We start from the raw sequence: 24,126 nt of genomic DNA, 5'->3' as shown, positions 1-24,126 counted from the left end.
CTTTGTCTTAATAAGATAAGAAATTAAAAATGTGTGCACCCGTAGCTCAGCTGGATAGAGCACCAGACTACGAATCTGGGGGTCAGGAGTTCGAATCTCTTCGGGTGCGCCATCTCATAACAATTTTTCAATGCTTTTCAATATTTAATAAAATTATTTAAAAATAAAACCACCTTATATCAAGCATCTATAGCGCTATCAAGCAGCATCATTATCTATACGTTTCAATTGCGAATCAGGACGTATTTCTAAAATATTTTTTATGTGTAAGAATTTAGCGTGTTTTTCACTGCTTAAAAATGGAAGTTTTTGAAGATCTCCTGCATTTTTTAAAGCCCAAAATAGGATATTCTGTCCTACTTTGAAGAACTTTCAACATTTTAACAAAGCCCTCTTCCATAAAACTCTCCTAGATATAACATTCTTTCTTAAAATCAGATAGAGAAAATCCCAATAGAATGAACTGTTGAGAGAACTTAAAAATGTAACAATGCGCTCTTTGGGAGAGTTCATAATTTTGATATAAATATGGTTTTCTTGAATCTCGCATTTCCTCTAAAGACTTATCAGAATTAAAAATGTAGAGATTCGTTTTTCTGAAAAACCTACAAAAATGCTTTTTATTCTGCTTTAGCATTCCTATTGGCACAATATGTCCTCAACTTTTATGCTGTTTTATCTTATCTCTGTGTGCTATAGGCTCTCTTATCTGATTATATAATAAATACTTTCGATCAAAAAAGCTAAGTTTAAAGAATTTTTCCATGCCTAAAACAGATATTGAAATTGCCCGCACTGCTCAAAAGCAACATATCACGGAAATTGCGCAAAAAATTGGTATCAAACATGAAAACCTCATCCCTTATGGACATGATAAAGCTAAAATTTCTTCGGCGTTCATAAAGTCGCTCAATAAAAATCCCGATGGCAAACTTATCCTCATCACGGCAATCAATCCAACGCCTGCCGGAGAAGGAAAAACAACAACAACGGTTGGACTCAATGATGCACTCAATCTCATTGGAAAAAAAACTATAGCCGCCTTGAGAGAACCGTCTTTAGGCCCCTGTTTTGGTATCAAAGGTGGTGCTGCTGGAGGTGGTTATGCCCAAGTCGTACCAATGGATGATCTTAATTTGCATTTTACTGGCGACTTTCATGCTATTACAGCTGCCCACAATCTTCTTGCCGCAATGATCGATAATCATATTTACTGGGGAAATACTCTGAATATTGATCCACGCCGTATTGTTTGGAGGCGCGTTCTTGATATGAATGACCGTGCATTACGCAACACTGTTATTGCATTGGGTGGAGTAACAAACGGTTTCCCACGTCAGACAGGTTTCGATATCACTGTTGCATCCGAGATTATGGCTATTTTTTGTCTTGCTGAAAATCTAGAAGATCTTACTCAAAGACTCAAAAAAATTATTGTCGCCTATCGTTATGATAAAACACCTGTAACAGTTGCTGATCTCAATGCAGAAGGTGCAATGACAGTTCTTCTCAAAGATGCTATACAACCTAATCTCGTACAAACAATTGAAAATAATCCTGTTCTTATTCACGGAGGGCCTTTTGCTAACATTGCTCATGGCTGTAATTCCGTTATAGCAACAAAAACGGCCTTAAAACTCGCTGATTATGTTGTTACGGAAGCAGGATTTGGAGCTGATCTTGGAGCAGAAAAGTTTTTTAATATTAAATGTCGACAAGCTGGTCTTGCACCAAATGCAACCGTCATTGTTGCAACAATTCGCGCATTAAAGATGAATGGTGGTGTGGACAAAAATAATCTCAAAGAAGAGAATATCTCCGCTTTACAAAAGGGAGCAGCCAACCTTTTACGACATATCAAAAATATGGAGCATTACGGTATCCCTTGTGTTGTCGCTATTAATCATTTTGAGACCGATAGCGATGCCGAAATCAGTACGTTACAAAAAATAGTTGCAACAACTGGACATAAGGCTATTCTTTGCAAACATTGGCAAAAAGGGGGCAAAGGCGCCATAGAACTTGCGCAAGAGCTTATTACCTTGATTGAAGAAAAAGAGTCCCATTTTAAAGTTCTGTATCAAGATGATCTTCCACTCATTCAGAAAATTAACTCTATTATAAAAAATCTCTATGGTGGTCGCGGTGCTGTAATTGCTGATCCTATTCTCAAACAACTTGAATCTTGGCAAAAAGAAGAGTTTGGCACATACCCTATTTGTATGGCAAAAACTCCCTATTCCTTCTCTTCTGATCCTACACAATACGGCGCTCCTATTGACTTTGAAATTCCTGTACGAGAAGTGCGTCTCTTGGCAGGTGCAGGCTTCATTGTTGTCATTTGTGGAGATGTCATGACCATGCCTGGTTTACCACGTTATCCTATCGCTGAAAAAATGTATCTCGACAACCATGATCAGATTCAAGGGCTTTCATAGGACTATCTCGTAAACTCAATCTGAAATAACGTCTTATAGCAAAAAAAATAGAATTTTAAAAAGCAATATAGACAAAGCCCTTGTTTATGTGATATGTGTCCCGTAGAGTGTGTCTCTTTAAAGGTCTTTTTAAAGAGAAGAAGGTATTTTACCTATTATTTATGATACTGAAACAAAGCAGGATGGACCGTGCAAGTACTCGTTCGTGATAACAATGTTGATCAAGCCTTGCGTGCGCTGAAGAAAAAGATGCAACGTGAAGGTATTTTCCGTGAAATGAAAATGCGCGGATATTATGAAAAGCCATCGGAAAAGCGTGCTCGAGAAAAGGCTGAAGCTGTTCGTCGTACGCGTAAGCTTGCTCGTAAGCGTGCACAAAGAGAAGGTCTCGTTAGTAACGGCCGGAATACTGCATTAAGATAATCTATTTTCGTTGATGTTTTTTGAAGTTATATTAGCGATGGTGTAGATAGAGTATCTAGATAGTTTATATAATACAGAAGTAGAATTTTTTAGTTTTTCTTGCTGTTTTTTTGTTGTGTATATTATCTGAACATACGGATTGGATTTTTTCTTTATTGGAATATTGGTGAAAGTTATTTAGCTCTTGTTATTTCAAATTGTAGAAATAACCGATCATCACTTAGACGTGTTTTTTGTTATGTATGATGTGTATTGCGCGTAAGACATTTTGTTATCTCTTAATTATAACTTTTTCTTTATGCACGAATCCTGAGATGATTTTCTCATCTGCTATCAAACATTTAACATCTTTTAAATCCTCTAAATTAGCTTAAATCGCAAAATATAAATTAGCTACATACATAAATGCAGCCGTGTGCGTAAGGGATATAATATTGGAGACGTGGGCTCCCCTTTAACTTATTAAACGAGACGATGAAAATCTATAACTTTTAGCATTTTATAACGATCTGTAATTAAGAAGTGCCCAGATAACTCCTCTATCTGTTTAGCAGATTACAGCATTACCAATTAATCCGGTGATATTATCCTATAACCTAACCAAACTAAAAAGTTTGTAAGAAATGTTAACAGCAAAAACCACTCTCTTTAAGCTTGTGGAAGTATAAATGGCCCATTGTATCTTAGATTAATCCTCAATGTTGCTTATACTCCTGCATTTAAACAGTTCATTAATCGTATGTTTCATCCATACTAAAACTATTTTTAAATCGCATACCGATTACCTTTATTAAACTGTTATTGAACAATTTTTTTCTTATAACACGAATACAACTGCCGTTTCAGGCAAAAACCAGACAGATAGACATAATATTTTAATCCCCATCTGTCGTATAAAAACTGATCTCACATGAAAGCTATCCATCAAGTATAAGATTACATGAAAACTGAACATTAATTTAAAGCTGCACTCTAATAAAAAAGCAAGCATCAAGAAACTCAAATTTTTGTCTCACTTATTCGGTGATTTTTGTAACAATTTTCTCATTGTTTAGATCTCTTTAACTAGCAGTATGTCATAGCTTTATCAGCTCTCAATCCTATCTTCCAAGTCTTAGATTGCCAACATGCAGAAACAAAAAATAAGGGTTTAAGTGTGCAATATTTTAACTTGTTTCGATTCTTCGTGTTCACATCATGTATCCTAATGGTAGGAATCTTTGTATTCAGTCTACCTTGTTCTTTGTACGCACAAACAGTCAATCAAAATCTAGGGCCAAGTGGTTTACCACTTCCACGGTTTGCTTCTATTAAACCCACTCGTGTTAATGTGCGCGTCGGACCAGGAAGCAATTATTCTATCATCTTTACCTACAAAAAACAGGGATTACCCATTGAAATCATTCAAGAATATGATCAATGGCGCAAAATTCGTGATGCGGAAGGTGATGAAGGGTGGGTATATCAATCGCTTTTATCAGGAAAGCGGACCGCTATAACTATTCCATGGCAAAAGGATAAAACAAAAAGACTGATGCTACGCAAAAGCCCAACAGACAATGCAGAACTTGTAGCAGAAGTAGAACCTAATGTCATTGGTAAAATTCGCCAATGCGATGGCCACTGGTGTGAACTAAAAATTAATAATATCCGAGGATGGCTTCACCAACTCCAGTTATGGGGAATCTATCCTGATGAAAAAATAAAAGGTTGGTAAATCTCCAAACCAAAAAAACTTAGTTTTTATCCTCTATTGAACTTTCTTTATCCTATAATAAAATCAGCTTTTCTGTTTTAATCGAACGATCAAATCAACATGCGAGATTTCCATACCTTCCGGGGGTTTAGGTAAATTTCCAATAATAGGAGCTTCCTCAGAATTGCAAGGAATATCAAGAATACGATTTTCGCCTTCTATATAAAAATGATAGTGATCAGACGTGTTGGTATCAAACCAAGTTTTCGTACCTTCTACGGCAATAATCCGTAATAACCCTGCTTCCGTAAATTGATGAAGCGTATTATAAACCGTTGCTAAAGACACAGGCACACCTGCCCTCACCGCCTCTTCATAGAGCTCTTCAGCCGCAATATGACGGTTGCCATGAGAAAAAATCATGTTAGCAAGTTCTAACCGCTGGCGTGTTGGTCGCAAACCATTTTGACGCAAACGTTTTTCTAATATAGAAAGAGAATAATAACCCATAGCCTTCCTACAATTTTTTGCAGGGTGTTGTTCTTCATTCAAACCTAAATTGTCTGTGCTCACCGACATATTAAAAACCACAACACATTGCTGTTCAAATAAAGTTAAAGTATAAAAAATGGGAAAATACGATATAATTTTTATTCCCTTTTTTAATAACACTCCACGTAGGATACATAAAAAAGGGCTTTTGTCATTAAAAATGATATAAATCATTTCCCTCTCCTTTAAATTTACTCTAAAAGTAGATTGGGGAAAAGTGCAGAAATAAAAATGTACCTAAATAAATGGAGTAACAATGGCTGAACAAAAGTCTTGCTATACTTATGAAGAACTTCTAAGCTGCGCTCGCGGCGAAATGTTTGGTAAGGGTAATGCACAATTACCAGCACCACCAATGTTGATGATTCATCGAATCACCCAGATTAATGAAGCTGGTGGTGAATATGATAAAGGGATGGTTCGTGCTGAGTTTGACATTACTCCAGACCTATGGTTTTTTGACTGCCACTTTATAGGTGATCCAGTCATGCCAGGATGTCTCGGTTTAGATGGGATGTGGCAATTAACAGGTTTTTTTCTCGGTTGGCTAGGTGAACAAGGTAAAGGAAGAGCTATATCAACAGGTGAAGTAAAATTATCAGGTATGGTAACTCCGCAAACCCAACTTCTCGAATACGGAATAGATTTTAAACGCATCCGGCGTGGAAATTTGGTCTTGGGAATAGCCGATGGGTGGGTAAAAGCAGATGGAGAAGCTATCTATAAAGCGAGTGATTTACGTGTTGCCTTATTTAAAGAAGACTGAAATTATTTCCATTAAAAGAGACATTTTGTTATTCTGTATGAAAGGAGGTATGGATGCGTCGAGTTGTTATAACCGGAATGGGAATTGTCTCAGCAATCGGAAATAACCCAGAGGCCGTTTTAGCCAGTTTATATGAAGCAAAATCCGGAATTTCTTATGCGCCCCAGTATGCTGAATTAGGTTTTCGTAGCAGAGTTTATGGCAGACCTGATATTAATATAGAAGAGTTGGTTGATCGGCGTGCTTTGCGTTTTCATGGACGTGGAACTGCTTGGAATCATATCGCTATGGATCAAGCGATTGTTGATGCAGGTTTAGAACTTCATGAAGTGTCAAATGAACGCACGGGTATTATTATGGGTTCTGGAGGTGCTTCAACTCAATCAATCGTTGAAGCTGCTGACATTACATGCCAAAAAGGTCCAAAGCGCGTTGGCCCTTTTGTCGTGCCTAAAGCAATGAGTTCTACAGCATCTGCAACGCTTGCAACTTTTTTTAAAGTTAAAGGAGTGAATTATTCAATTTCTTCGGCTTGTGCTACTTCTAACCATTGTATTGGCAATGCTTATGAATTAATACAATACGGTAAGCAGGATCGTATCTTTGCCGGTGGTTGCGAAGATCTTGATTGGACGTTATCTGTATTATTCGATGCTATGGGCGCTATGTCCAGCAAATATAACGACATACCGGAAAAAGCTTCACGTGCCTATGATGCCAATCGCGATGGATTTGTTATTGCTGGAGGGGCAGGTGTTTTGGTTCTGGAAGAGCTAGAACTTGCTAAAGCACGTGGTGCGAAAATCTATGGAGAAATTGTTGGATATGGTGCTACATCCGATGGGTATGATATGGTTTCTCCATCAGGTGAGGGAGCAGAACGGTGCATGCGCATGGCGCTTTCTACCGTAAAGGATAAAATTGATTATATTAATCCTCATGCAACAGCAACACCTGTTGGTGATCCTCCTGAAATAGAGGCAATCCGTCGTATTTTTGGAGGAGGTGATAAATGCCCACCAATTTCTGCCACAAAATCTCTGACAGGACATTCTTTGGGAGCAGCAGGTGTTCAAGAAGCAATCTATACACTGTTAATGATGAATCATAATTTTATTTGCGAGAGCGCTCATATCGAAGAGCTTGATCCAGCTTTTGCTGATATGCCTATTGTTCGTAAACGTCGTGATCATCAACAACTTAATACTGTATTGTCAAATACATTTGGTTTTGGCGGTACTAATGCAACGCTCATTTTCCAACGCTACGCATAAACAGAAGTTCGTGGCTGGTTGGAAAAAAAGCACGGTCTTACGGAGAATAATATGAAAGGTTTGATGGAGGGCAAACGTGGCCTTATTATGGGAGTTGCAAATGACCATTCAATCGCATGGGGCATTGCATGTCAACTAGCAGAAGCAGGAGCTGAATTGGCCTTTACCTATCAAGGAGATGCCTTCGGAAAACGGGTTCAACCACTCGCAGAAAAGCTCGGCTGCAAATTATTGCTTGAATGCGATGTTGAAAAAATTGAAAATGTCGATCGTGTTTTTGAACATCTTGAAAAAGAATGGAAAACTATTGATTTCGTTGTTCACGCCATTGGTTTTTCAGATAAGAATCAATTAAAAGGGCGCTATGTTGATGTAACAACACGCGAAAATTTTAAACGTACAATGGTTATTTCAGCTTATTCCTTTACTGAAATTGCTCAGCGCGCTGGTAAGCTTATGCCTAATGGGGGTGCACTTTTAACACTCACCTATGGAGCTTCGCAGCAAGTTGTACCTAATTACAATATCATGGGTGTGGCTAAAGCTGCTTTAGAAGCTATGGTGCGCTATTTAGCGGCAGATTTTGGTCCTCAAAATATCCGTGTTAATGCAATTTCAGCGGGTCCTATTAGAACTTTAGCTGGAAACGGCATTGCAGCAGCGCGTGCAATTTTTTCGTATCAACGCCGTAATGCACCATTGCGTCGCACCGTAAATATTAATGAAATTGGAAAATCTGCTCTTTACCTTCTTTCTGATTTATCATCAGGTGTTACTGGTGAAATTCATTATGTTGATTCAGGCTATAATATTATGTCTATGCCAACACTTGAAGAATTAAAACAAAGCGAAGAAACACGGGGAGAATAATTATTCATAATACTTTTTTAAAGTGCAAACATGATCATTTGCATACCGTTTTAAAATGCATTGAGTTCTCTTTCGCCGATGTATAACATTTGTAATCGAAGGAGATAGCTTATTTTCAAAGATATAACTTAAGCAATGATCAAGTTGTTTATATTTAAGTTATATTACATAAAAAACGAACACCTATAACTCTCTCATTCGCTAAAGCATTACTGCTTTGTCTAATGGCCAGTATAATCTCACTCAAAGTTTCTTTTATATTATCACCATATCTCTCATCTGTTTGAATAGTTTAAAAGCATACGGTATTATGCATTTCATCTTTAAGTGTCCGATTCAGTAATGTGTTGGCTGCTTCAACCACGCTTTTACCGCAAAATAGCACTTGATAAATTTGCTCTGTAATTGGCATTTCTACCCTGATACGTTGTGCTAATGCACGCACTTCTTTTGTATTGAAATAACCTTCAACAATTTGACCAACTTGTTTTTCTGCTTTTTCTGTATCCATTCCTTGGCCAAGCAACATACCAAAACGCCGATTACGTGACTGATTATCAGTACATGTTAAAACCAGATCCCCTAAGCCGGTCATGCCCATAAATGTGGAAAGTTCAGCACCCATAGCAACACCTAACCGACTGATTTCAGTTAAACCTCGTGTGATGAGTGCTATTCGAGCATTTGCTCCAAATCCCATGCCATCAGATATTCCTGCACCAATAGCAATGACATTTTTAACTGCTCCACCTAATTGAACACCGATCATATCGGGATTTTTATAAACTCTAAAATTTTTGTTACAATGGAAAATTTGCTGTAATTCTTCACTAAATTCAGCATCAGAAGCTGCTACCGTAATCGCAGTAGGCAAGCCGATAGCAAGCTCTTTAGCAAAAGTTGGTCCAGAAAAGACAGCTAAGGGGATTTTATCACCTAAAATCTCGCGCGCAACTTCTTGTAAGAGACGTCCTGTACCATGTTCTAGGCCCTTCGTTGTCCAAATAATACGTGAATTTTGATCCAAATAAGGCTGGATATTGTACAATACTTTATGAAACACATGACTTGGAACAGCAATCAATATATTGCGGCTTGCTGTTACCGCAGTCTCAAGTGAAGATTCAAGTGATAGATTATCAGGAAATCGAATATCGGGTAAAAATGCTTGATTGCAGCGATATTTCTGTAATTCTTTGATATGTTGAGGATCATATCCCCACAGTAAAACACTGTGGCCGTTACGGGCAAGAGCAATGGCTAATGCCGTGCCAAAAGAACCGGCACCAATAACTGTTATCGAAACGGCTTTCATTAAGTTTTTTGATTATTCTCCAAATTTTCACTCTTACGTCTAATTATAGATTATCGTGGCAAATATCTTCAATTGAGATACTTTTAATATAAATTTATTAAAGTTGAAAACATTACTCCTTTGCTGTTTCATTCTAACACAACATGAAATCTTTTCAAGATTCTCATACTCTCTGTGCTGAATTATATAAATATCATTCTTATATATTCTACAAATGACTGCTTATCAAAATTAAAATTCCTCTAAGCTATCTATCTATGGGCTTTCTTGTTTAAAACAAAAGCAAATTCAAAATCATGATGATTATACTGTCTCTATGTTTATCACCCATCTTACGTCGTCCTGCAATTTTTTTTTGCGACTAACGTCTACCAAAAAAGCCAATGCACTTGGCATTGGCTTCATGGATTCCTTTATTTTTTAGTAACTATTTTACAAGAGTTTGTGTAACTAGTGTTTGCCCCATAGGCCCTTCTACACCTAGCATCTGCTCTACGGAAATTTGTGTACCTGATAATTTCTCCGCCGATACAGATCTATCTCCTTCTGACATTTCCGGCTCAATAATACGCCCTGAACCACCCATCATATTATAATTCAAATGAGAAATAGCCCACCAAGTGCCTCCAATAATAACAAAAACGCAAATAACTGCAAACCACAGAGCACTTAAATTCCATTTAGCATCTGGACCAGAATTCAAATGCAAAAAGAAAACGATCTGGACAATAATTTGAATAATTGCCATCCCAATAAGATATGCAACCTTTGTGCTAATTGCCCAGCTCTCCATCATCCCATACATCACAGGAATAAAAGAGCCCAAAGTGAAAAATACAGCTAGAATAAAACCAATTAAATAGGAACCAGTACTGGGACCATGTATTTCGTTTTGCATGCTCATTACAGCGCTCCTAACAAATAAACCATGGTGAAAACACCAACCCATACGACATCAAGCAAATGCCAAAAAATTGAAAGACATGCTAAGCGCGTTTTATTATCCTCATCCAAACCACGACGACGCAGATGAAAAAACATCACTACCATCCAGAGAAGACCAACACTCACATGAAGACCATGTGTGCCAACCAAAGCGAAAAATGCTGACCAATAAGCAGATAAAACCTCTCGTCCAAAAAGCTGTAAACCTGTTGCAGGATCAATACCAGCATAAGCACCAGGATCGTAATAGAACACCTCACTCAAAAGTTCATGAAATTCATAAATTTCCATTCCAATAAAGCAGCATCCAAGTACAAAGGTAACAGCCATCCATAAACGCACACCACCAATCTGGGATTTATACGCTTGTACCATCGCAAATCCATAAGTAATTGATGAGAACAATAAAATAGCGGTTTCAACCAAAACAAAGTTTAAATTAATAAATTCATTGCCGGCTTTTCCCCCACCATAAGAAGCAGAAAAAACAGCAAAACTTGAAAAAAGTGTCGAGAATAGGATTACATCAGAAAGGATATAGACCCAAAAACCAAATATCATTGTTGAGCTACTGTCGTGATGGTGCTCATCAATGTGAGCATCATTTATTGTCACCGCACTCATACCGTTGCTCCTTGTTCCTTAAGAACAGCCGTAAAAATATCTTCTGTCTTTTGTACTTCTTCAGCTGAAATATAGTAACCATGATGGTCACCTGTTAATGAATGATACACAATTGTTGCAATAAAACCAATCAATCCAATCGCAACAAGCCACCAAATATGCCAAACAAGTGCAAAACCAACAACTAACGAGAAAAAGCCCGCAACAATCCCCGCCGATGTATTTGACGGCATATGAATTTTCGTAAATCCACTCGTCGGACGCTGATAACCATTTTTCTTCATATTCCAATAAGCATCATCAGATTGCACCTTTGGAAGTATTGCAAAATTGTAAGAAGGAGGAGGAGAAGAGATAGACCATTCAAGCGTCCGTGCATCACCCCAAGAATCATTTAATGTTACCGGTAAGCGCCCCTTATGTTTGATACCATACCAAATCGCCAAAATAACTTGCAACACAAAACATAAGATACCAAGCAAGATAATGAAAGCACCCAGTGCAGCAATTATAAACATTGGCTGCCAACTAGGCTCCATGTAATGTTGTAGACGACGCGTCGCACCCATTAAACCGAGTGCATAAACTGGGAAAAAAGCAAGATAAAAACCAATAAACCAACACCAGAAAGAGGCAATACCTAATATCCGATTTGGTTTATAACCAAAAACTTTCGGAAACCAAAAAGCAATCCCAGCTAAATAAGCAAAAACAACACCTCCAATAATTGTGTGGTGGAAGTGCGCTACCAAAAAGAGTGAATTATGAAACTGCCAATCAGCAGGTACGATAGACAATAAAACACCTGTTAATCCACCACCAACAAACGTAAAGATCATCCCCATGCACCAAAGCATCGGAGGCTCAAAGCGAATCCGACCTTTATACATGGTAAGCAACCAATTAAAAACTTTTACACCCGTTGGAACCGCGATGATCATTGTCGCAATACCAAAGAAGGTATTCACAGCTTCACCCCCACCCATTGTAAAGAAATGATGTCCCCAAACAAGAAGTGAAAGAATCAAAATAACCAACATTGCCCATACCATTGAAGTATAACCAAAGAGTCTTTTTGAAGAGAAAGTTGAAACAACTTCAGAAACAATCCCAAAAGCAGGAACAACCAAAACATAAACTTCAGGATGACCAAAAATCCAAACATAGTTAATCCATACCATCGGATTTCCACCACCAACATTGGTAAAAAAATTCATACCCAAATAACGATCACACGCCAATAATGCGAAAGCTACAGCTAAAACAGGATAAATAACCAAAATAAGGACGTTGCTAACAAAAGCGCTCCAACAAAAAACGGGCATTCTCATCATCGTCATCCCAGGAGCACGCATTTTAATAATGGTCGCAATAAAATTGATTGATCCCATTGTTGTTGCAATACCGGAAAGCTGAAGTGACCATAGATAATAATCTACCCCTGTATCTGGACTATTTTGCAACTCGGAGAAAGGTGGATACATCAACCAACCACCACGACCAAAGTTTCCAACGCCTAGTGATATGTTAATCAATATCGCCGCTGCTGCTGTAATCCAAAAGCCCAAATTATTCGCAAAAGGAAAAGCAACATCACGAGCACCAATCTGAAGTGGTATAAGATAATTAAAAAGACCAAATAAAATCGGCGTAGCCATGAAGAAAATCATAATAGTGCCATGAGCTGAAAAAATCTGATCAAAATGCTCAGGAGGTAAATAGCCTGCTGTTTCACTCCCTAGAGCTAAAGCCTGATGCGTTCGCATCATAATCGCATCCGCAAAACCACGGACAAGCATGATAATACCAAGGACAATGTACATAATGCCGATGCGCTTATGGTCAACTGTTGTAATCCAATTTCGCCAGAGAATTCCCCACCATCCAAGTACTGTTAAAGCAATAACAGCAATTAAACCACCCACGACAATCGCAATACATGTGTATAAAACGATCGGTTCATGCGTAAGTGCATGAAAAGCACCCGCAGTAGGATCTGTAAGTCTTCCAAACATTTCTTAACCCATATCAAATGAATTCTACTTTAAAAGAAACCTCATTTAAAAGGACTCTTTCTTAATCAATACTCTAGAACACTCGCGATATTTTAAATAACGCCAGGATCAAAAACTGAACAAAGTGCACCCCAAAGTGTCTGAGCTGCGGCACGCTTCATTAACTTTTCATTACACACCGTATTTTCATCAACACATCGATTAACAATCCGGTAGTAGAGCCGCTTCTCAACAGGTGCAAAATAACGCACTTCAGCATCTTTTTCTTTCGCAGCAACATCACCCATACGAGGCGCGATAGAAAGCTGACGATAGGATGCACGATCAAGAACTTGGCCATTAGCCCGTGCTTTAGCAATCCAATCATTAAAATCCTGCAAAGACACAGAATGCCACTGAAACCGCATATTTGCAAAACCATCTCCGCTATAATTTGCTGAGCTTCCTTTGAACACTCCTTGTTCTTCAGCTACTAAATGCAACTTAGAATTCATCTGCGGCATAGCATAAAGAACTGTACCCAATTTTGGCACCCAAAAAGCATTAACAGAACTCTCTGATGTTAACTGTAACAAAACCTGACGGCCTTCAGGTGCATAAATTTCATTGATCGATGCAACATTGTACTCAGGATAAATAAAGAGCCATTTCCAATCAAGAGCGACAACATTGACTTGTAACGGTTTTCCTTCACCAACAACTTCCACCGGAAGTGGATTCTCTGGCTCAAGCTCATAGGTATAATAAGCTGTCAACGCACCTAAAACCGTCACGATAACAACTGGAATACCCCACATAAAGGCTTCAATTTTATTTGAATGGCCCCACTCAGGTAAATACTCTTTTGTCGTATTCGATGCACGATATTTAATGGCTAAAAACACCACACTCACCATCACTGGGATTACAACGCAAAGCATAACAGCAACACAAACAATAATCAAAACAAGCTGTTGACGTGCTATATAACCTGATGGCTGAAGAACATCAATTTTACAACCCGATAAAAGAAACGTCACCCCTAAAATCACGAGTATCTTTATTTGTTTAACAAAGTCTCTCATTTCACCTATCCATCATCTATATCGGAAATCACCACAAAAAATAGCTAAGCCTTAATAATACACTTATCTATTTAAAAAGAATTATCAAGTAAATTCAAATGCCCTTATCGTTATTATACAAGTTTTGATCCTTTTATAGAAAATTTAAGCCTCCTAGCGAGATATTCAAACGCAAACCTATATCCATCACTCCCACAACCGGCAATGATTGCATCCACACCTATAGATGTATACGAATGGTGTCGAAAAGCCTCACGTTGATAAATATGAGATAAATGGACCTCTACTTTTGGCCCTGAAAACATCTTTAAGGCATCAAGAATTGCAATAGATGTGTGGCTATAAGCAGCTGGATTGATAATTAATCCAGCACTCACTCCAATGGCTGCCTGTATCCATTCTACCAATTGACCCTCATAGTTACTTTGATGAAACTGCACTATCATACCAGTTCTTGTTGCCCATTCCTTACAAAGTTTTTCAATATCTTCTAGAGTTTCAGAGCCATAAATTTCTGGCTCACGTCTACCAAGAAAATTTAAATTAGGACCATTTAAAACCGTTATAATTACAGACATAGTAAGCCTCTTCTTTTCGACCTTCACCTTTAAAAAATTAGCAGTTTTTTACTGCAATAAGGCTCCATCCTTAATCTCAAAAAACTCTGCTCGTCCTTTCAAAGCATCAAACAAAATATGATCTGTTCCTGTCATAAATGTTTGTCCCCCCAAATCATCAAGAATATCAAATAAAGCAGCACGTCGATGAGAATCAAGATGTGCTGCCATCTCATCAAGAAGAAGTATGGGCGCTCTCTCCGACATCATGCCTGTTAAACGTGCATGGCACAAAACCAAACCTGTCAGCAAAGCCTTTTGCTCACCTGTTGAACAAGATGTTGCAGCCATATTTTTATCCGCATAAAAAACCTGTAAATCTGTGCGGTGTGGACCTTCTAATGTCCGCCCAGCAGCACGATCTATTGCGCGGTTATGATACAACTGATCACAAAATTGTTCTTCAACCTCAATAGCTGATATCTTACTCAGCGCCGTTTCTAAGAAACCATCAATTTGCAAAAAAGCCCGCGGAAAAAGTATCTGAGATGGCGTTTGTGCAAACATGTCATTTAAAAGCCGAATAACATCAATACGCGCAGCTGCAATAGCCGTCGCCAGTTCTGCCATTTGCTTTTCTAAAGCATTAAACCAAGCACCATCTTCATTTTCATTAGAAAACAAACGATTACGTGCACGCATCGCCCTATCATAATCTGCTATGCGGCGACCATGCAAAGGATCAATCGCCAAAACCATACGATCCAAAAAACGACGGCGCTCAAGCGAAGGACCTGTAAAAAGTCCATCCATTGAAGGAGTCAGGACACTAATATGACAGTAATCTGCTAGGCAATCACTTGTTTCATTCACACCATTAATATGTACTTTTCGACTGTTATCGCCAACTTCAAAAGCTGTACCAATATTCACTTCGCCATAAAGAGCACATTCAAGACGCGCAAAGACAACAAATCCTTCACCTCCACCGCCTGAAAAACTAATATCAGAATAAGCCGCACGCCGCAAACCACGACCAGGAGAAAGAAAAGACAACGCTTCTAAAAGGTTTGTCTTACCAGCACCGTTATGACCAGTAAAAACCACATGCTGACCTGAAAACCGTATATTAAAGGAAGAATAATTGCGATAACGTACAAGCTTTAGCTGCCTCACTGCGACTTTGTGCACATGATCAGCCACGCATTGCAAAATAACAGTCCCTAAACGCGAATAGGCATTAGCACGTAAAGCGCATCCGTGTCATCATTATCACGAATCAGTGCTGGAGCCGCAGATTCAGCTAACATAAAAACCATCTCGTCACTTGAAAGTTGTCCAGCAATATCCAAAAGATAACGTGAATTAAACCCTATTTCAAGCGGATCAGATGTGTAAGTGGCTGCTAATTGATCTTCTGCACTCCCCGAATCAGGATTATTAACGACAAGCTTTAATTGCCCCTGCTCAATCGTTAACTTCACTGCACGCCCACGATCACTCGAAATTGTCGAAACACGATCAACCGCAGAAGAAAAATCCTGCCTATTAACGATCAATTTTTTATCATTTCCAAGAGGAATAACGCGCTGGTAATCTGGAAATGTTCCATCAATTAACTTTGATGTAAAAACCACAGAGCCTACAGAAAAACGAATCTTTGTCTCTGAGAGCTCCACACATACATCACCATCAACTTCTTCTGAAAGAAGCTTTTGTAATTCTCCCACGGCTTTACGAGGAATAATGACACCTGGCATACCATCAATATCTGAAGGCGCCTCCATATCAACTTGCGCCAAACGATGACCATCGGTTGCAACTAAACGCAGCTTCAGAACACCGTCATTAATAACGTGAAAATAAATACCATTAAGATAATAACGAGTCTCTTCAGTAGAAATAGCAAATTGCGTACAATCAAGTAAATGTTTTAACCCCGATGCCGATAAAGAAAAACGATAACTAAACTGCCCAGGAAGTGACTCTGGAAAATCTATCTTTGGAAGACACTGAAGCTGAAAATGTGCACAACCTGAAACAACTGATATTGTACTTGCTTGATTCTCATCAACTGACAATACAATTTCACTACCATCAGGAAGTTTTCGAACTATGTCATAGAGCAAATATGCAGGAACAGTTATTGCCCCTGCTTGTTCAACATTGACTGTAAAAGATTCTGTAACCTCTAAATCAAGATCCGTCGCTTTTAATTGTATACTCCCATTCTCTGCATCAATCAGCACATTCGATAAAATGGGAACAGTATTACGACGCTCCACCACACGGTGAATACGACCAAGAGATCTGAGAAATTGATTACGATCAACTATAATACGCATAAAATGCCTGTTGTAATTTACCAAAAACTATAGAAATTCTCTAGAGAAACAACCTATCCCCTTAAGAATCATCTACTGAACTTTATTCAACATCTCTTAAAATGGCAAGTGAATCCTGTATAAGAAAAGATAGCTCTCTTCACTAAACCCTCTGCGAAACTTTTCCAGAGAAAGAAAAATCGTAAAGATTATGCAGCTTGCTCTCCAATCAACCGCTTAAGCAATTCAAGCTCTTTAGCTAATGTCTGATCACCACAAACCAAATCTTCAATTTTACGGACAGCGTGTAAAACTGTCGTATGATCACGCCCACCAAAACGACGTCCAATTTCTGGTAGTGAACGAGGTGTCAACACTTTCGCTAAATACATTGCAACCTGTCGCGGCTTTACAACTGTACGTGTTCGACGATTTGATAACAAATCCTGTTTAGAAACATTATAATGACGCGCAACCGTACGTTGAATTTCTTCGATCCGGATACGTTTAGGTTCACCAGAACGTGTCAAGTGACCCAATAACTCATCAATCCGTTCTAAGGATAAATCAGACTCGAATGACTGACGGAACAATAACTGATTAAAAGCTCCTTCAATATCACGTCCCGACCCTAGAACTGTTCTCGCAATATATTCTAGAATATCATCAGAAATTGCGATCGTGTTATCATCTTGTTGTGCTATCTTTAACCGCTGATGCAGCATCTTTAGACGCATCTCATAATCGGGTGCTTCAATTTCAAGGGACACGCCTCCATGAAGACGAGACCGAACACGAAGATCAAGCGATTCTAGTTCTGCTGGTGGACGATCCGCAGCCACAACAACTTGTTTCGCACTATCAAGCAACATATTAAGCAAATGACAAAATTCGTGCTGAATCGACTTTCCCTGCAAAAATTGCATATCATCAATAATAAGAAGATCAATATCACGAAGATGCTCTTTAAAAGAAAGAGCATCATTATCACGAATAGCCGTCGCAAAACGCCACATAAAATATTCAGCGGTCAAATAAATAACCCGTGCAGACGATAAACGCTTCAGCGCAGTAGCAGCAATAGCTTGAAGCAAATGTGTTTTTCCTAAACCAACAGATGCATGAATAAAAAGAGGATTAAACCTTAAAGCACTCTTATGCCCTTCTGCAATCGAACGCGCAGCAGCTAAAGCAACACGATTAGAAGAACCCTCCACAAAACTTTCAAAATTATAGCGAGAATCAAGTGGTGAACCAAAAACACCTGCTTGCAGATTCTTTGCAGAACGCTCTGTGTAATTCTCAACAAAAGATGGCATCGTTTGCTCTTCTAGGACAACAGGGGCTGTATTCGTTTTACAGACAACACCTCCTGAAACACGCTTCATACCGCGAACAATAACTTCAACACGAAGAACAGCTGAATTCTCTTGTTTCCACAAATTTGTCAAAAGAGAACCATAATGATTATTAATCCATGAACGCAAGAATGCTGTAGGAACAGAAAGCTTTACAAGATTACGGCTATATTCAGCAAGCTTTAAGCGACCAAACCAACTGGTATAAGCTTCAATACCAACTTGCGCTTTTAACTGTGCCATAACACGCGCAAAAGCTGCCGCACCTTCTTCCTCTGAAATAACCGGATGCCCTCCGGAAGCATTTCTACTGACTGCCACACCACTACCCGTCATATTAACTATTTTCTCCGCCGACAGGATATTTACAGAAACCTTTTTAAAGGAGCTAGCTTTCGAGTTCAATTTATCCACCATCTTCCATCCTGATAAAAATTAAATTTGTCTTACCCAAAAGCTAAAAATTAACTTAGCAAAGGCAAAACGTCCTACCCCAAATGATTACTCACCCTCCCTTAGGATAGTCTCATTACAACCCCATCAACAAAGATGACCAATAAAATCTACTTATGCTCATGATATGACCCACTCTTCTAAAATGGCAAACATGGCAAACATACCAAACAAAAAACTAAAAAACGCGTTAGAAAACCTGTCCAACAGAGAGCCCATATAGCCTAAACCAAAGCATTCTAAACTCAAGATAACACAGGATAAGGAACTGATGTGAACCCTGTATGTTTTTAGTTTTCGCAAGAACCATACAAAACACCAGAGATAAAATGCAAGAGGCTAAAATGAAATCAAAAATCTCTAAAAAGCCGCTATAAACCTACTCATCTAAACAAGGAATGAGAAAAATTATTGATTCAATTCATTTTTTTTCTCTAAATTTACCAATAATAAAGAATCTCGTCAGATCAAAAAAAAAAAAATAAAAATACTTGACAAAAAAGACTCTGCAAAAATCCACAAAGCTTGTGGATAACCATACAAACGCGTTCTACTCTTTCATAAAAAGATTCGCTGTAGAACCCCACCTTTTAAAAAAGGTATAGGACCATCAAAAAATAAAAAAACCAGCACCTGTAGAGATGCTGGCCTAATTTCTAAAAACGGAAAAAACTTAAACGCTAAGAGCCTTTAAACGTTTTGCTAAACGTGACACTTTTCGTGCAGCAGCATTTTTATGAAAAACCCCCTTGGAAACTGCACGCATAATTTCAGGTTCAAAATTCTTAAATGCCAGTTCCGCAGATGCCTTATCACCAGTAGCTAAAGCATCATCAAACTTACGCATAAAAGTACGAACGCGTGAACGGCGGGCCTTATTAACCTGCGTGCGCATAGCAACTTTGCGCACCGCTTTCCTAGCGGAAGGTGTATTCGCCATAAATATATCTCTCTTTCAACACATTAGATAAAATGAGTCTAAACGACACCTCTATCCATATAAACAAATCCTACCCAAGCAAAACTATAAATCTGCTGATAACCGCACGGTTTATAACGCAACCCTAAAGGCAACGTCAATCGAATTCTCAAAGATGGGCATAAAAAAATGAATTCCTAATTTAATAACCACCTGAAAGAATTTAAAAATACTTCTAAACAAACGCGGTTTAAACTGCTAGATTACGTAAAACATATTGCAAAATTCCACCATGATGCAAATAATCCAACTCATCTTCAGTATCAATACGGCACAACAAGGGAACAGTTTTTTTTGTTCCATCAGAAAAAGTAATTGTAGCAATAGTCTTTTGACGGGGTTTTAAATTATGAATCCCTTCAATTGTTATCTTTTCATCACCTTTTAAACCCAATGACTGCCAGCTTGCACCCTCTTCAAATACAAAAGGAACAATCCCCATACCAACAAGATTAGAACGATGAATCCGCTCAAAAGATTGAGCAATCACTGCTTTTACACCAAGAAGATTAGTGCCCTTAGCAGCCCAATCACGGGATGACCCATTACCATATTCAATACCGGCAAATACAACGAGCGGAACGCCTTCTTGCTTGTATGCCATTGCTGCATCATAAATTGCTTGCTCTTCTCCTGAAGGATAATGAATTGTATAACCTCCTTCACGACCATTTTCTCCGAGCATGAAATTACGAATACGAATATTAGCAAAGGTCCCGCGCATCATGACTTCATGATTCCCACGACGGGTCCCATACTGGTTAAAATCAGCCACTTTAACGCCATGATCGGTTAAATACTTTCCAGCAGGAGAAGCAGCTTTAATAGAACCAGCAGGAGAAATATGATCTGTTGTGATTTTATCACCAAACAGACCTAAAATCCGTGCGTTTTTAATATCCGGTAAGACACCTGGAATCTTCTGCATATTCTCAAAATATGGTGGATTACGCACATATGTTGATTGCTCATCCCAAGAATAAGTTGCCCCTGTAGGAATCTGAACTTTTTGCCAGTTTTCGTCTCCCTTAAAAACATCTGCATATTTTTCGGCAAAAAGCTTACGCGTGATATTCTTTTCGATAAATTCCTGTATTTCCTTGGAAGTTGGCCAAATGTCTCTCAAATAAACGGGTTGACCATCTGAACCGACTCCGAGAGGCTCCTTTGTTAAATCTTTACACACCGTTCCTACCAAAGCGTGTGCAACAACGAGCGGTGGTGAAGCTAAATAATTCGCCTGCACATCAGGTGATACACGCCCTTCAAAATTACGATTACCTGAAAGAACTGCAGCTGCAATTAAATTATTATCATTAATTGTTTTGGAAATAGCTGGGTATAAAGGACCAGAATTTCCAATACATGTCGTGCATCCAAACCCCACTAAGTTAAACCCTAGTGCGTCCAAATCTTTTTGTAGACCTGAATTGTGAAGATAAGCTTCAACAACTTGTGATCCAGGCGCAAGAGAAGTCTTAACCCATGGTTTGCTCTTGAGACCTTTTGCCACAGCATTACGTGCCAAAAGACCTGCAGCAATAAGAACGCTTGGATTTGATGTATTCGTGCAAGAGGTAATTGCAGCAATCACGATATCACCGTGGCCAAGCGTATATTCCTCACCTTCGACCTGATAACGGTCACTTTGTCCATAAGTCTTCTTATAATCCTCGACCAAAGCTTTCTTAAAGCCTTGCGCAACACTTTCCAATGCAATACGCCCTTCAGGACGTTTAGGACCAGCCATAGAAGGCACAACACTTCCCATATCTAATTCAATTGTATCACTAAAAATGGGATCAGCTATGGCTTCATCATGCCACATCCCTTGTGCTTTGGAATAAGCCTCCACTAAAGCTATCCGATGTTCATCACGCCCTGTCATATTGAGATAACGCACTGTTTCCTTATCAATTGGGAAAAACCCACAGGTTGCCCCATATTCAGGCGCCATATTCCCAATCGTCGCTCGATCAGCGAGTGTCATATGTTCTAGGCCAGGACCGAAAAACTCAACAAACTTACCAACAACGCCCTTCTTGCGTAAAATTTGTGTCACCGTCAATACTAAATCAGTAGCCGTTACACCTTCTTTAAGCTTGCCTGTTAAACGGAAACCAATCACTTCAGGTAACAACATCGAAACGGGTTGGCCTAACATTGCCGCTTCGGCTTCAATACCACCAACACCCCAACCCAAAACACCCAAACCATTCACCATAGTTGTATGGGAATCCGTACCCACACAGGTATCAGGATAAATCGTTTGCTGCCCCCCTTCATCTTTCATCCACACACATTGTGCTAAATACTCTAGATTAACCTGATGACAAATCCCTGTTCCTGGAGGTACAACGCGAAAATTTTGAAAAGCTTGCTGCCCCCACTTCAGGAAACGATAGCGTTCACTATTACGTTCATATTCATGCTCAACATTCTCCTTAAAGGCCATGGGAGTGCCAAAATCATCAACGATAATTGAATGGTCAATAATAAGATCAACGGGAATAAGAGGATTGATTTTTTCAGCCTGACCATCAAGTTTGACCATAGCCTCGCGCATCGCAGAAAGATCAACAACCGCAGGGACACCTGTGAAATCTTGCATAAGAACGCGTGCAGGTCGATAGGCAATTTCTGCACCAGCACTGCCTTTGTCATTTAACCACTTAGCAACGTTTAAGATATCCTCTTGTTTAACCGTACGACCATCTTCAAACCGTAATAAATTTTCAAGAATCACTTTCATCGAAAATGGTAAACGAGAAACACCTTCGAGCCCGTTCTTCTCTGCTTCAATCAAGTTGTAATAAGTATACTCCTTGCCACCAACATTTAAAGTTCTGCGACAATTAAAGCTATCAATTTGAGTCATAACCGTCCACCCTCATACTACAAACCACTCAATTTCCCGGAATGAACAACACAAACCACGAATCAAGGTCGCAGCTTGAGCGCAGATGCAACCACCTTCGCCATTCACTTCCCCCTCCACCTTTCTCATCGGCAAATTCGGAAACCAGCGCTAAAAACCATTCTACATCCGATATTGATGTAACACATAGCTTATAGAACTATTGTTAGAACTATTCTAGGTACAATTGCATAAAAAACGTGTTTTTTATCCTAGAATGCAATAAAGATTATAAAAATAAATGCAAAACAGGCAATCACATGGTGTTATCAGGCGAAGATTTGGCGGCTTACAGAAATGAAAAAGTGCTGTTCCAAGGTCTTTCTTTTTGTTTATTCCCACAGCAACTTATGACAATCACAGGACCAAATGGAATCGGAAAATCTACATTACTACGAATCATCACTGGTCTTTTTGAAGCTGCCGAAGGCCATGTAAGTCTTAAAGACCATGAACAAACTTATCCTGTAGCAACGGCATGTCATTACCTTTGCACACAAAATGCCATGAAACCTCTTTTATCCGTTCTGGATAATCTACAATTTTGGTCGGCATTTTATGGACAACATCTGCGCTCTCCGCATGAAGCCCTTGCCGATATTGGTCTTTCTGATCTTGAAAATTTACCCTTTAATATTCTGTCAACTGGGCAAAAAAGACGTGTAGCCATCGCTCGCCTTTTACTCTCCCATCGTCCTATTTGGATTTTAGATGAACCAATGTCTGGACTGGATAGCCATGCTCAAACTATCGTTGTCAATATTTTCCAGCGCCATCTCAACCAAGGCGGTATAATTATCGCTGCCACGCATACCCCCCTTGGCATTCCAGAAAATCATAAAATCGCTCTAGAAAAATTTTCATCACCCCAGGAGAGAGAAACATGAAAGCACTGTTCTGGCGTGATCTGCGATTAACCTTAGCGCCACAATCCTCTTCGTTAACAGGACTTTTGTTTTTCATCGCTATTACTATAATAACCCCCTTCACCATCGGGCCAGATCCTAAAATTCTCGCACAAATAGGTCCAGGTATATTATGGTTTGGAGCTCTTCTCGCAGGACTTCTCAATTTGAATAAACTTTTTCAAACCGATCGCGATGATGGAAGTCTTGACCAATTTATTCTCTCTGGACAAAGACAAAGTTTCATACTGATTGTATTTACCAAATGCCTTGCCCATTGGGTGGGGACGATGCTTCCTCTTATTTTTGTTACTCCTATTTTAGCATTCATGCTCCATTTAGATGCCACGATAACTTTTACAACAATACTCACCCTCTTATGCGGAACACCTGCCATTATTTTCATTGGCGCTATAGGGGCTGCCCTTGCAACGTCATTGTTACATAGTACTCTTCTCATTTTTATTATCATCTTACCATGGATCATTCCAATCATGATTTTTGGTGTTTCAGCTGCGACAGCTCCAACAAACCCAAATATTTCTTTTCTCTCTTCCTTGACTCTTCTTATTGCTTTATCGCTTCTTTTGAGTATTTTTAGCTCTTTTATTGCCGCTATAACACTCAAGTTTTTATTAGAAGAGTAAAAGA

The 24,126-nt window shown here is 38.9% G+C and carries 20 protein-coding genes and 1 tRNA gene; 9 read left to right on the top strand and 12 right to left on the bottom strand.

The window, feature by feature from the left end:
• Positions 1-35: 35 nt before the first annotated feature.
• The 4 genes from HNQ69_RS04570 to HNQ69_RS04555 all read left to right on the top strand — a co-directional run bounded on the left by HNQ69_RS04570 (position 36) and on the right by HNQ69_RS04555 (position 4,578).
• Positions 36-112: transfer RNA gene (locus HNQ69_RS04570), tRNA-Arg, on the top strand.
• Between the two features lie 652 nt (positions 113-764).
• A complete protein-coding gene (locus HNQ69_RS04565; RefSeq protein ID WP_183228892.1) occupies positions 765-2,438 on the top strand; it encodes a formate--tetrahydrofolate ligase in 1,674 nt (557 codons plus the stop codon).
• A gap of 189 nt (positions 2,439-2,627) precedes the next feature.
• On the top strand, positions 2,628-2,861 hold the full coding sequence (rpsU, locus tag HNQ69_RS04560) for a 30S ribosomal protein S21 (RefSeq protein ID WP_183228891.1): 234 nt from the start codon (positions 2,628-2,630) through the stop codon (positions 2,859-2,861).
• Positions 2,862-4,068: 1,207 nt separating this feature from the next.
• Positions 4,069-4,578 (top strand): SH3 domain-containing protein, encoded by a 510-nt coding sequence (locus tag HNQ69_RS04555; RefSeq protein WP_210302679.1) that lies wholly within the window; start codon positions 4,069-4,071, stop codon positions 4,576-4,578.
• Between the two features lie 63 nt (positions 4,579-4,641).
• Here HNQ69_RS04555 and irrA read toward each other — a convergent pair whose 3' ends face one another.
• A complete protein-coding gene (gene irrA / locus HNQ69_RS04550; protein WP_183228889.1) occupies positions 4,642-5,136 on the bottom strand; it encodes an iron response transcriptional regulator IrrA in 495 nt (164 codons plus the stop codon).
• A gap of 229 nt (positions 5,137-5,365) precedes the next feature.
• On the opposite strand from irrA, the gene fabA reads away from it, so the two are divergent.
• The 3 genes from fabA to fabI are packed head-to-tail and all read left to right on the top strand — an operon-like array spanning position 5,366 to position 8,019.
• Positions 5,366-5,875, top strand: coding sequence for a 3-hydroxyacyl-[acyl-carrier-protein] dehydratase FabA (gene fabA, locus HNQ69_RS04545; RefSeq protein ID WP_183228888.1), 510 nt, complete (start codon positions 5,366-5,368; stop codon positions 5,873-5,875).
• A gap of 53 nt (positions 5,876-5,928) precedes the next feature.
• A complete protein-coding gene (gene fabB, locus HNQ69_RS04540; protein ID WP_183228887.1) occupies positions 5,929-7,149 on the top strand; it encodes a beta-ketoacyl-ACP synthase I in 1,221 nt (406 codons plus the stop codon).
• A 51-nt stretch (positions 7,150-7,200) separates the two neighbouring features.
• On the top strand, positions 7,201-8,019 hold the full coding sequence (gene fabI / locus HNQ69_RS04535) for an enoyl-ACP reductase FabI (RefSeq protein WP_183228886.1): 819 nt from the start codon (positions 7,201-7,203) through the stop codon (positions 8,017-8,019).
• 292 nt (positions 8,020-8,311) lie between these two features.
• On the opposite strand, the gene gpsA is transcribed toward fabI, so the two are convergent.
• The 11 genes from gpsA to acnA all read right to left on the bottom strand — a co-directional run bounded on the left by gpsA (position 8,312) and on the right by acnA (position 22,531).
• The gene (gene gpsA / locus HNQ69_RS04530; RefSeq protein WP_183228885.1) at positions 8,312-9,334 is read right to left on the bottom strand and encodes an NAD(P)H-dependent glycerol-3-phosphate dehydrogenase; all 1,023 of its coding nucleotides are present in this window, start codon (positions 9,332-9,334) and stop codon (positions 8,312-8,314) included.
• 427 nt (positions 9,335-9,761) lie between these two features.
• Positions 9,762-10,238, bottom strand: coding sequence for a cytochrome o ubiquinol oxidase subunit IV (gene cyoD, locus HNQ69_RS04525; RefSeq protein ID WP_183228884.1), 477 nt, complete (start codon positions 10,236-10,238; stop codon positions 9,762-9,764).
• A complete protein-coding gene (locus HNQ69_RS04520; protein WP_183228883.1) occupies positions 10,238-10,903 on the bottom strand; it encodes a cytochrome (ubi)quinol oxidase subunit III in 666 nt (221 codons plus the stop codon). The genes cyoD and HNQ69_RS04520 overlap by 1 nt, the downstream gene beginning before the upstream one ends.
• Positions 10,900-12,918 (bottom strand): cytochrome o ubiquinol oxidase subunit I, encoded by a 2,019-nt coding sequence (gene cyoB, locus HNQ69_RS04515; protein WP_183228882.1) that lies wholly within the window; start codon positions 12,916-12,918, stop codon positions 10,900-10,902. The genes HNQ69_RS04520 and cyoB overlap by 4 nt, the downstream gene beginning before the upstream one ends.
• A 92-nt stretch (positions 12,919-13,010) precedes the next feature.
• Entirely contained in the window at positions 13,011-13,982 is a 972-nt protein-coding gene (gene cyoA, locus HNQ69_RS04510; RefSeq protein WP_183228881.1) for a ubiquinol oxidase subunit II, read from the bottom strand.
• Positions 13,983-14,095: 113 nt separating this feature from the next.
• Complete coding sequence (gene aroQ / locus HNQ69_RS04505; protein ID WP_183228880.1) at positions 14,096-14,560, bottom strand: type II 3-dehydroquinate dehydratase; 465 nt, start codon at positions 14,558-14,560, stop codon at positions 14,096-14,098.
• A 48-nt stretch (positions 14,561-14,608) separates the two neighbouring features.
• Positions 14,609-15,742 carry a DNA replication/repair protein RecF gene (gene recF / locus HNQ69_RS04500; RefSeq protein ID WP_183228910.1) on the bottom strand — a complete coding sequence of 378 codons (1,134 nt, stop codon included), beginning with the start codon at positions 15,740-15,742 and terminating at the stop codon, positions 14,609-14,611.
• A 20-nt stretch (positions 15,743-15,762) separates the two neighbouring features.
• Positions 15,763-16,884 (bottom strand): DNA polymerase III subunit beta, encoded by a 1,122-nt coding sequence (gene dnaN / locus HNQ69_RS04495; protein ID WP_183228879.1) that lies wholly within the window; start codon positions 16,882-16,884, stop codon positions 15,763-15,765.
• Between the two features lie 188 nt (positions 16,885-17,072).
• On the bottom strand, positions 17,073-18,638 hold the full coding sequence (gene dnaA, locus HNQ69_RS04490; protein WP_183228878.1) for a chromosomal replication initiator protein DnaA: 1,566 nt from the start codon (positions 18,636-18,638) through the stop codon (positions 17,073-17,075).
• Positions 18,639-19,347: 709 nt separating this feature from the next.
• Entirely contained in the window at positions 19,348-19,614 is a 267-nt protein-coding gene (gene rpsT, locus HNQ69_RS04485; RefSeq protein ID WP_183228877.1) for a 30S ribosomal protein S20, read from the bottom strand.
• 229 nt (positions 19,615-19,843) lie between these two features.
• Positions 19,844-22,531 carry an aconitate hydratase AcnA gene (acnA, locus tag HNQ69_RS04480; protein ID WP_183228876.1) on the bottom strand — a complete coding sequence of 896 codons (2,688 nt, stop codon included), beginning with the start codon at positions 22,529-22,531 and terminating at the stop codon, positions 19,844-19,846.
• 299 nt (positions 22,532-22,830) lie between these two features.
• Here acnA and ccmA point away from each other — a divergent pair, with 299 nt between their 5' ends.
• On the top strand, positions 22,831-23,457 hold the full coding sequence (gene ccmA, locus HNQ69_RS04475) for a heme ABC exporter ATP-binding protein CcmA (RefSeq protein ID WP_183228875.1): 627 nt from the start codon (positions 22,831-22,833) through the stop codon (positions 23,455-23,457).
• Positions 23,454-24,122, top strand: a complete 669-nt coding sequence (gene ccmB / locus HNQ69_RS04470; RefSeq protein ID WP_183228874.1) for a heme exporter protein CcmB — start codon at positions 23,454-23,456, stop codon at positions 24,120-24,122. Before ccmA ends, ccmB begins: the two co-directional genes overlap by 4 nt.
• The last annotated feature ends 4 nt before the right edge of the window (positions 24,123-24,126 follow it).

Source organism: Bartonella callosciuri (assembly GCF_014203215.1).
In the GTDB taxonomy this organism is placed as follows: Bacteria; Pseudomonadota; Alphaproteobacteria; order Rhizobiales; family Rhizobiaceae; genus Bartonella; species Bartonella callosciuri.
Note: the sequence above shows the minus strand (reverse complement) of the source record. Positions and strands in the feature narration are given on the sequence as shown.

Coding starts and splice junctions, on each gene's coding strand:
- HNQ69_RS04565 (WP_183228892.1), top strand. CDS start 765: ATGCCTAAAACAGATATTGAAATTGCCCGCACTGCTCAAAAGCAACAT.
- HNQ69_RS04555 (WP_210302679.1), top strand. CDS start 4,069: ATGGTAGGAATCTTTGTATTCAGTCTACCTTGTTCTTTGTACGCACAA.
- irrA (WP_183228889.1), bottom strand. CDS start 5,136: ATGTCGGTGAGCACAGACAATTTAGGTTTGAATGAAGAACAACACCCT.
- fabA (WP_183228888.1), top strand. CDS start 5,366: ATGGCTGAACAAAAGTCTTGCTATACTTATGAAGAACTTCTAAGCTGC.
- fabB (WP_183228887.1), top strand. CDS start 5,929: ATGCGTCGAGTTGTTATAACCGGAATGGGAATTGTCTCAGCAATCGGA.
- fabI (WP_183228886.1), top strand. CDS start 7,201: ATGAAAGGTTTGATGGAGGGCAAACGTGGCCTTATTATGGGAGTTGCA.
- gpsA (WP_183228885.1), bottom strand. CDS start 9,334: ATGAAAGCCGTTTCGATAACAGTTATTGGTGCCGGTTCTTTTGGCACG.
- cyoD (WP_183228884.1), bottom strand. CDS start 10,238: ATGAGCATGCAAAACGAAATACATGGTCCCAGTACTGGTTCCTATTTA.
- HNQ69_RS04520 (WP_183228883.1), bottom strand. CDS start 10,903: ATGAGTGCGGTGACAATAAATGATGCTCACATTGATGAGCACCATCAC.
- cyoB (WP_183228882.1), bottom strand. CDS start 12,918: ATGTTTGGAAGACTTACAGATCCTACTGCGGGTGCTTTTCATGCACTT.
- cyoA (WP_183228881.1), bottom strand. CDS start 13,982: ATGAGAGACTTTGTTAAACAAATAAAGATACTCGTGATTTTAGGGGTG.
- aroQ (WP_183228880.1), bottom strand. CDS start 14,560: ATGTCTGTAATTATAACGGTTTTAAATGGTCCTAATTTAAATTTTCTT.
- dnaN (WP_183228879.1), bottom strand. CDS start 16,884: ATGCGTATTATAGTTGATCGTAATCAATTTCTCAGATCTCTTGGTCGT.
- dnaA (WP_183228878.1), bottom strand. CDS start 18,638: ATGGTGGATAAATTGAACTCGAAAGCTAGCTCCTTTAAAAAGGTTTCT.
- rpsT (WP_183228877.1), bottom strand. CDS start 19,614: ATGGCGAATACACCTTCCGCTAGGAAAGCGGTGCGCAAAGTTGCTATG.
- acnA (WP_183228876.1), bottom strand. CDS start 22,531: ATGACTCAAATTGATAGCTTTAATTGTCGCAGAACTTTAAATGTTGGT.
- ccmA (WP_183228875.1), top strand. CDS start 22,831: ATGGTGTTATCAGGCGAAGATTTGGCGGCTTACAGAAATGAAAAAGTG.
- ccmB (WP_183228874.1), top strand. CDS start 23,454: ATGAAAGCACTGTTCTGGCGTGATCTGCGATTAACCTTAGCGCCACAA.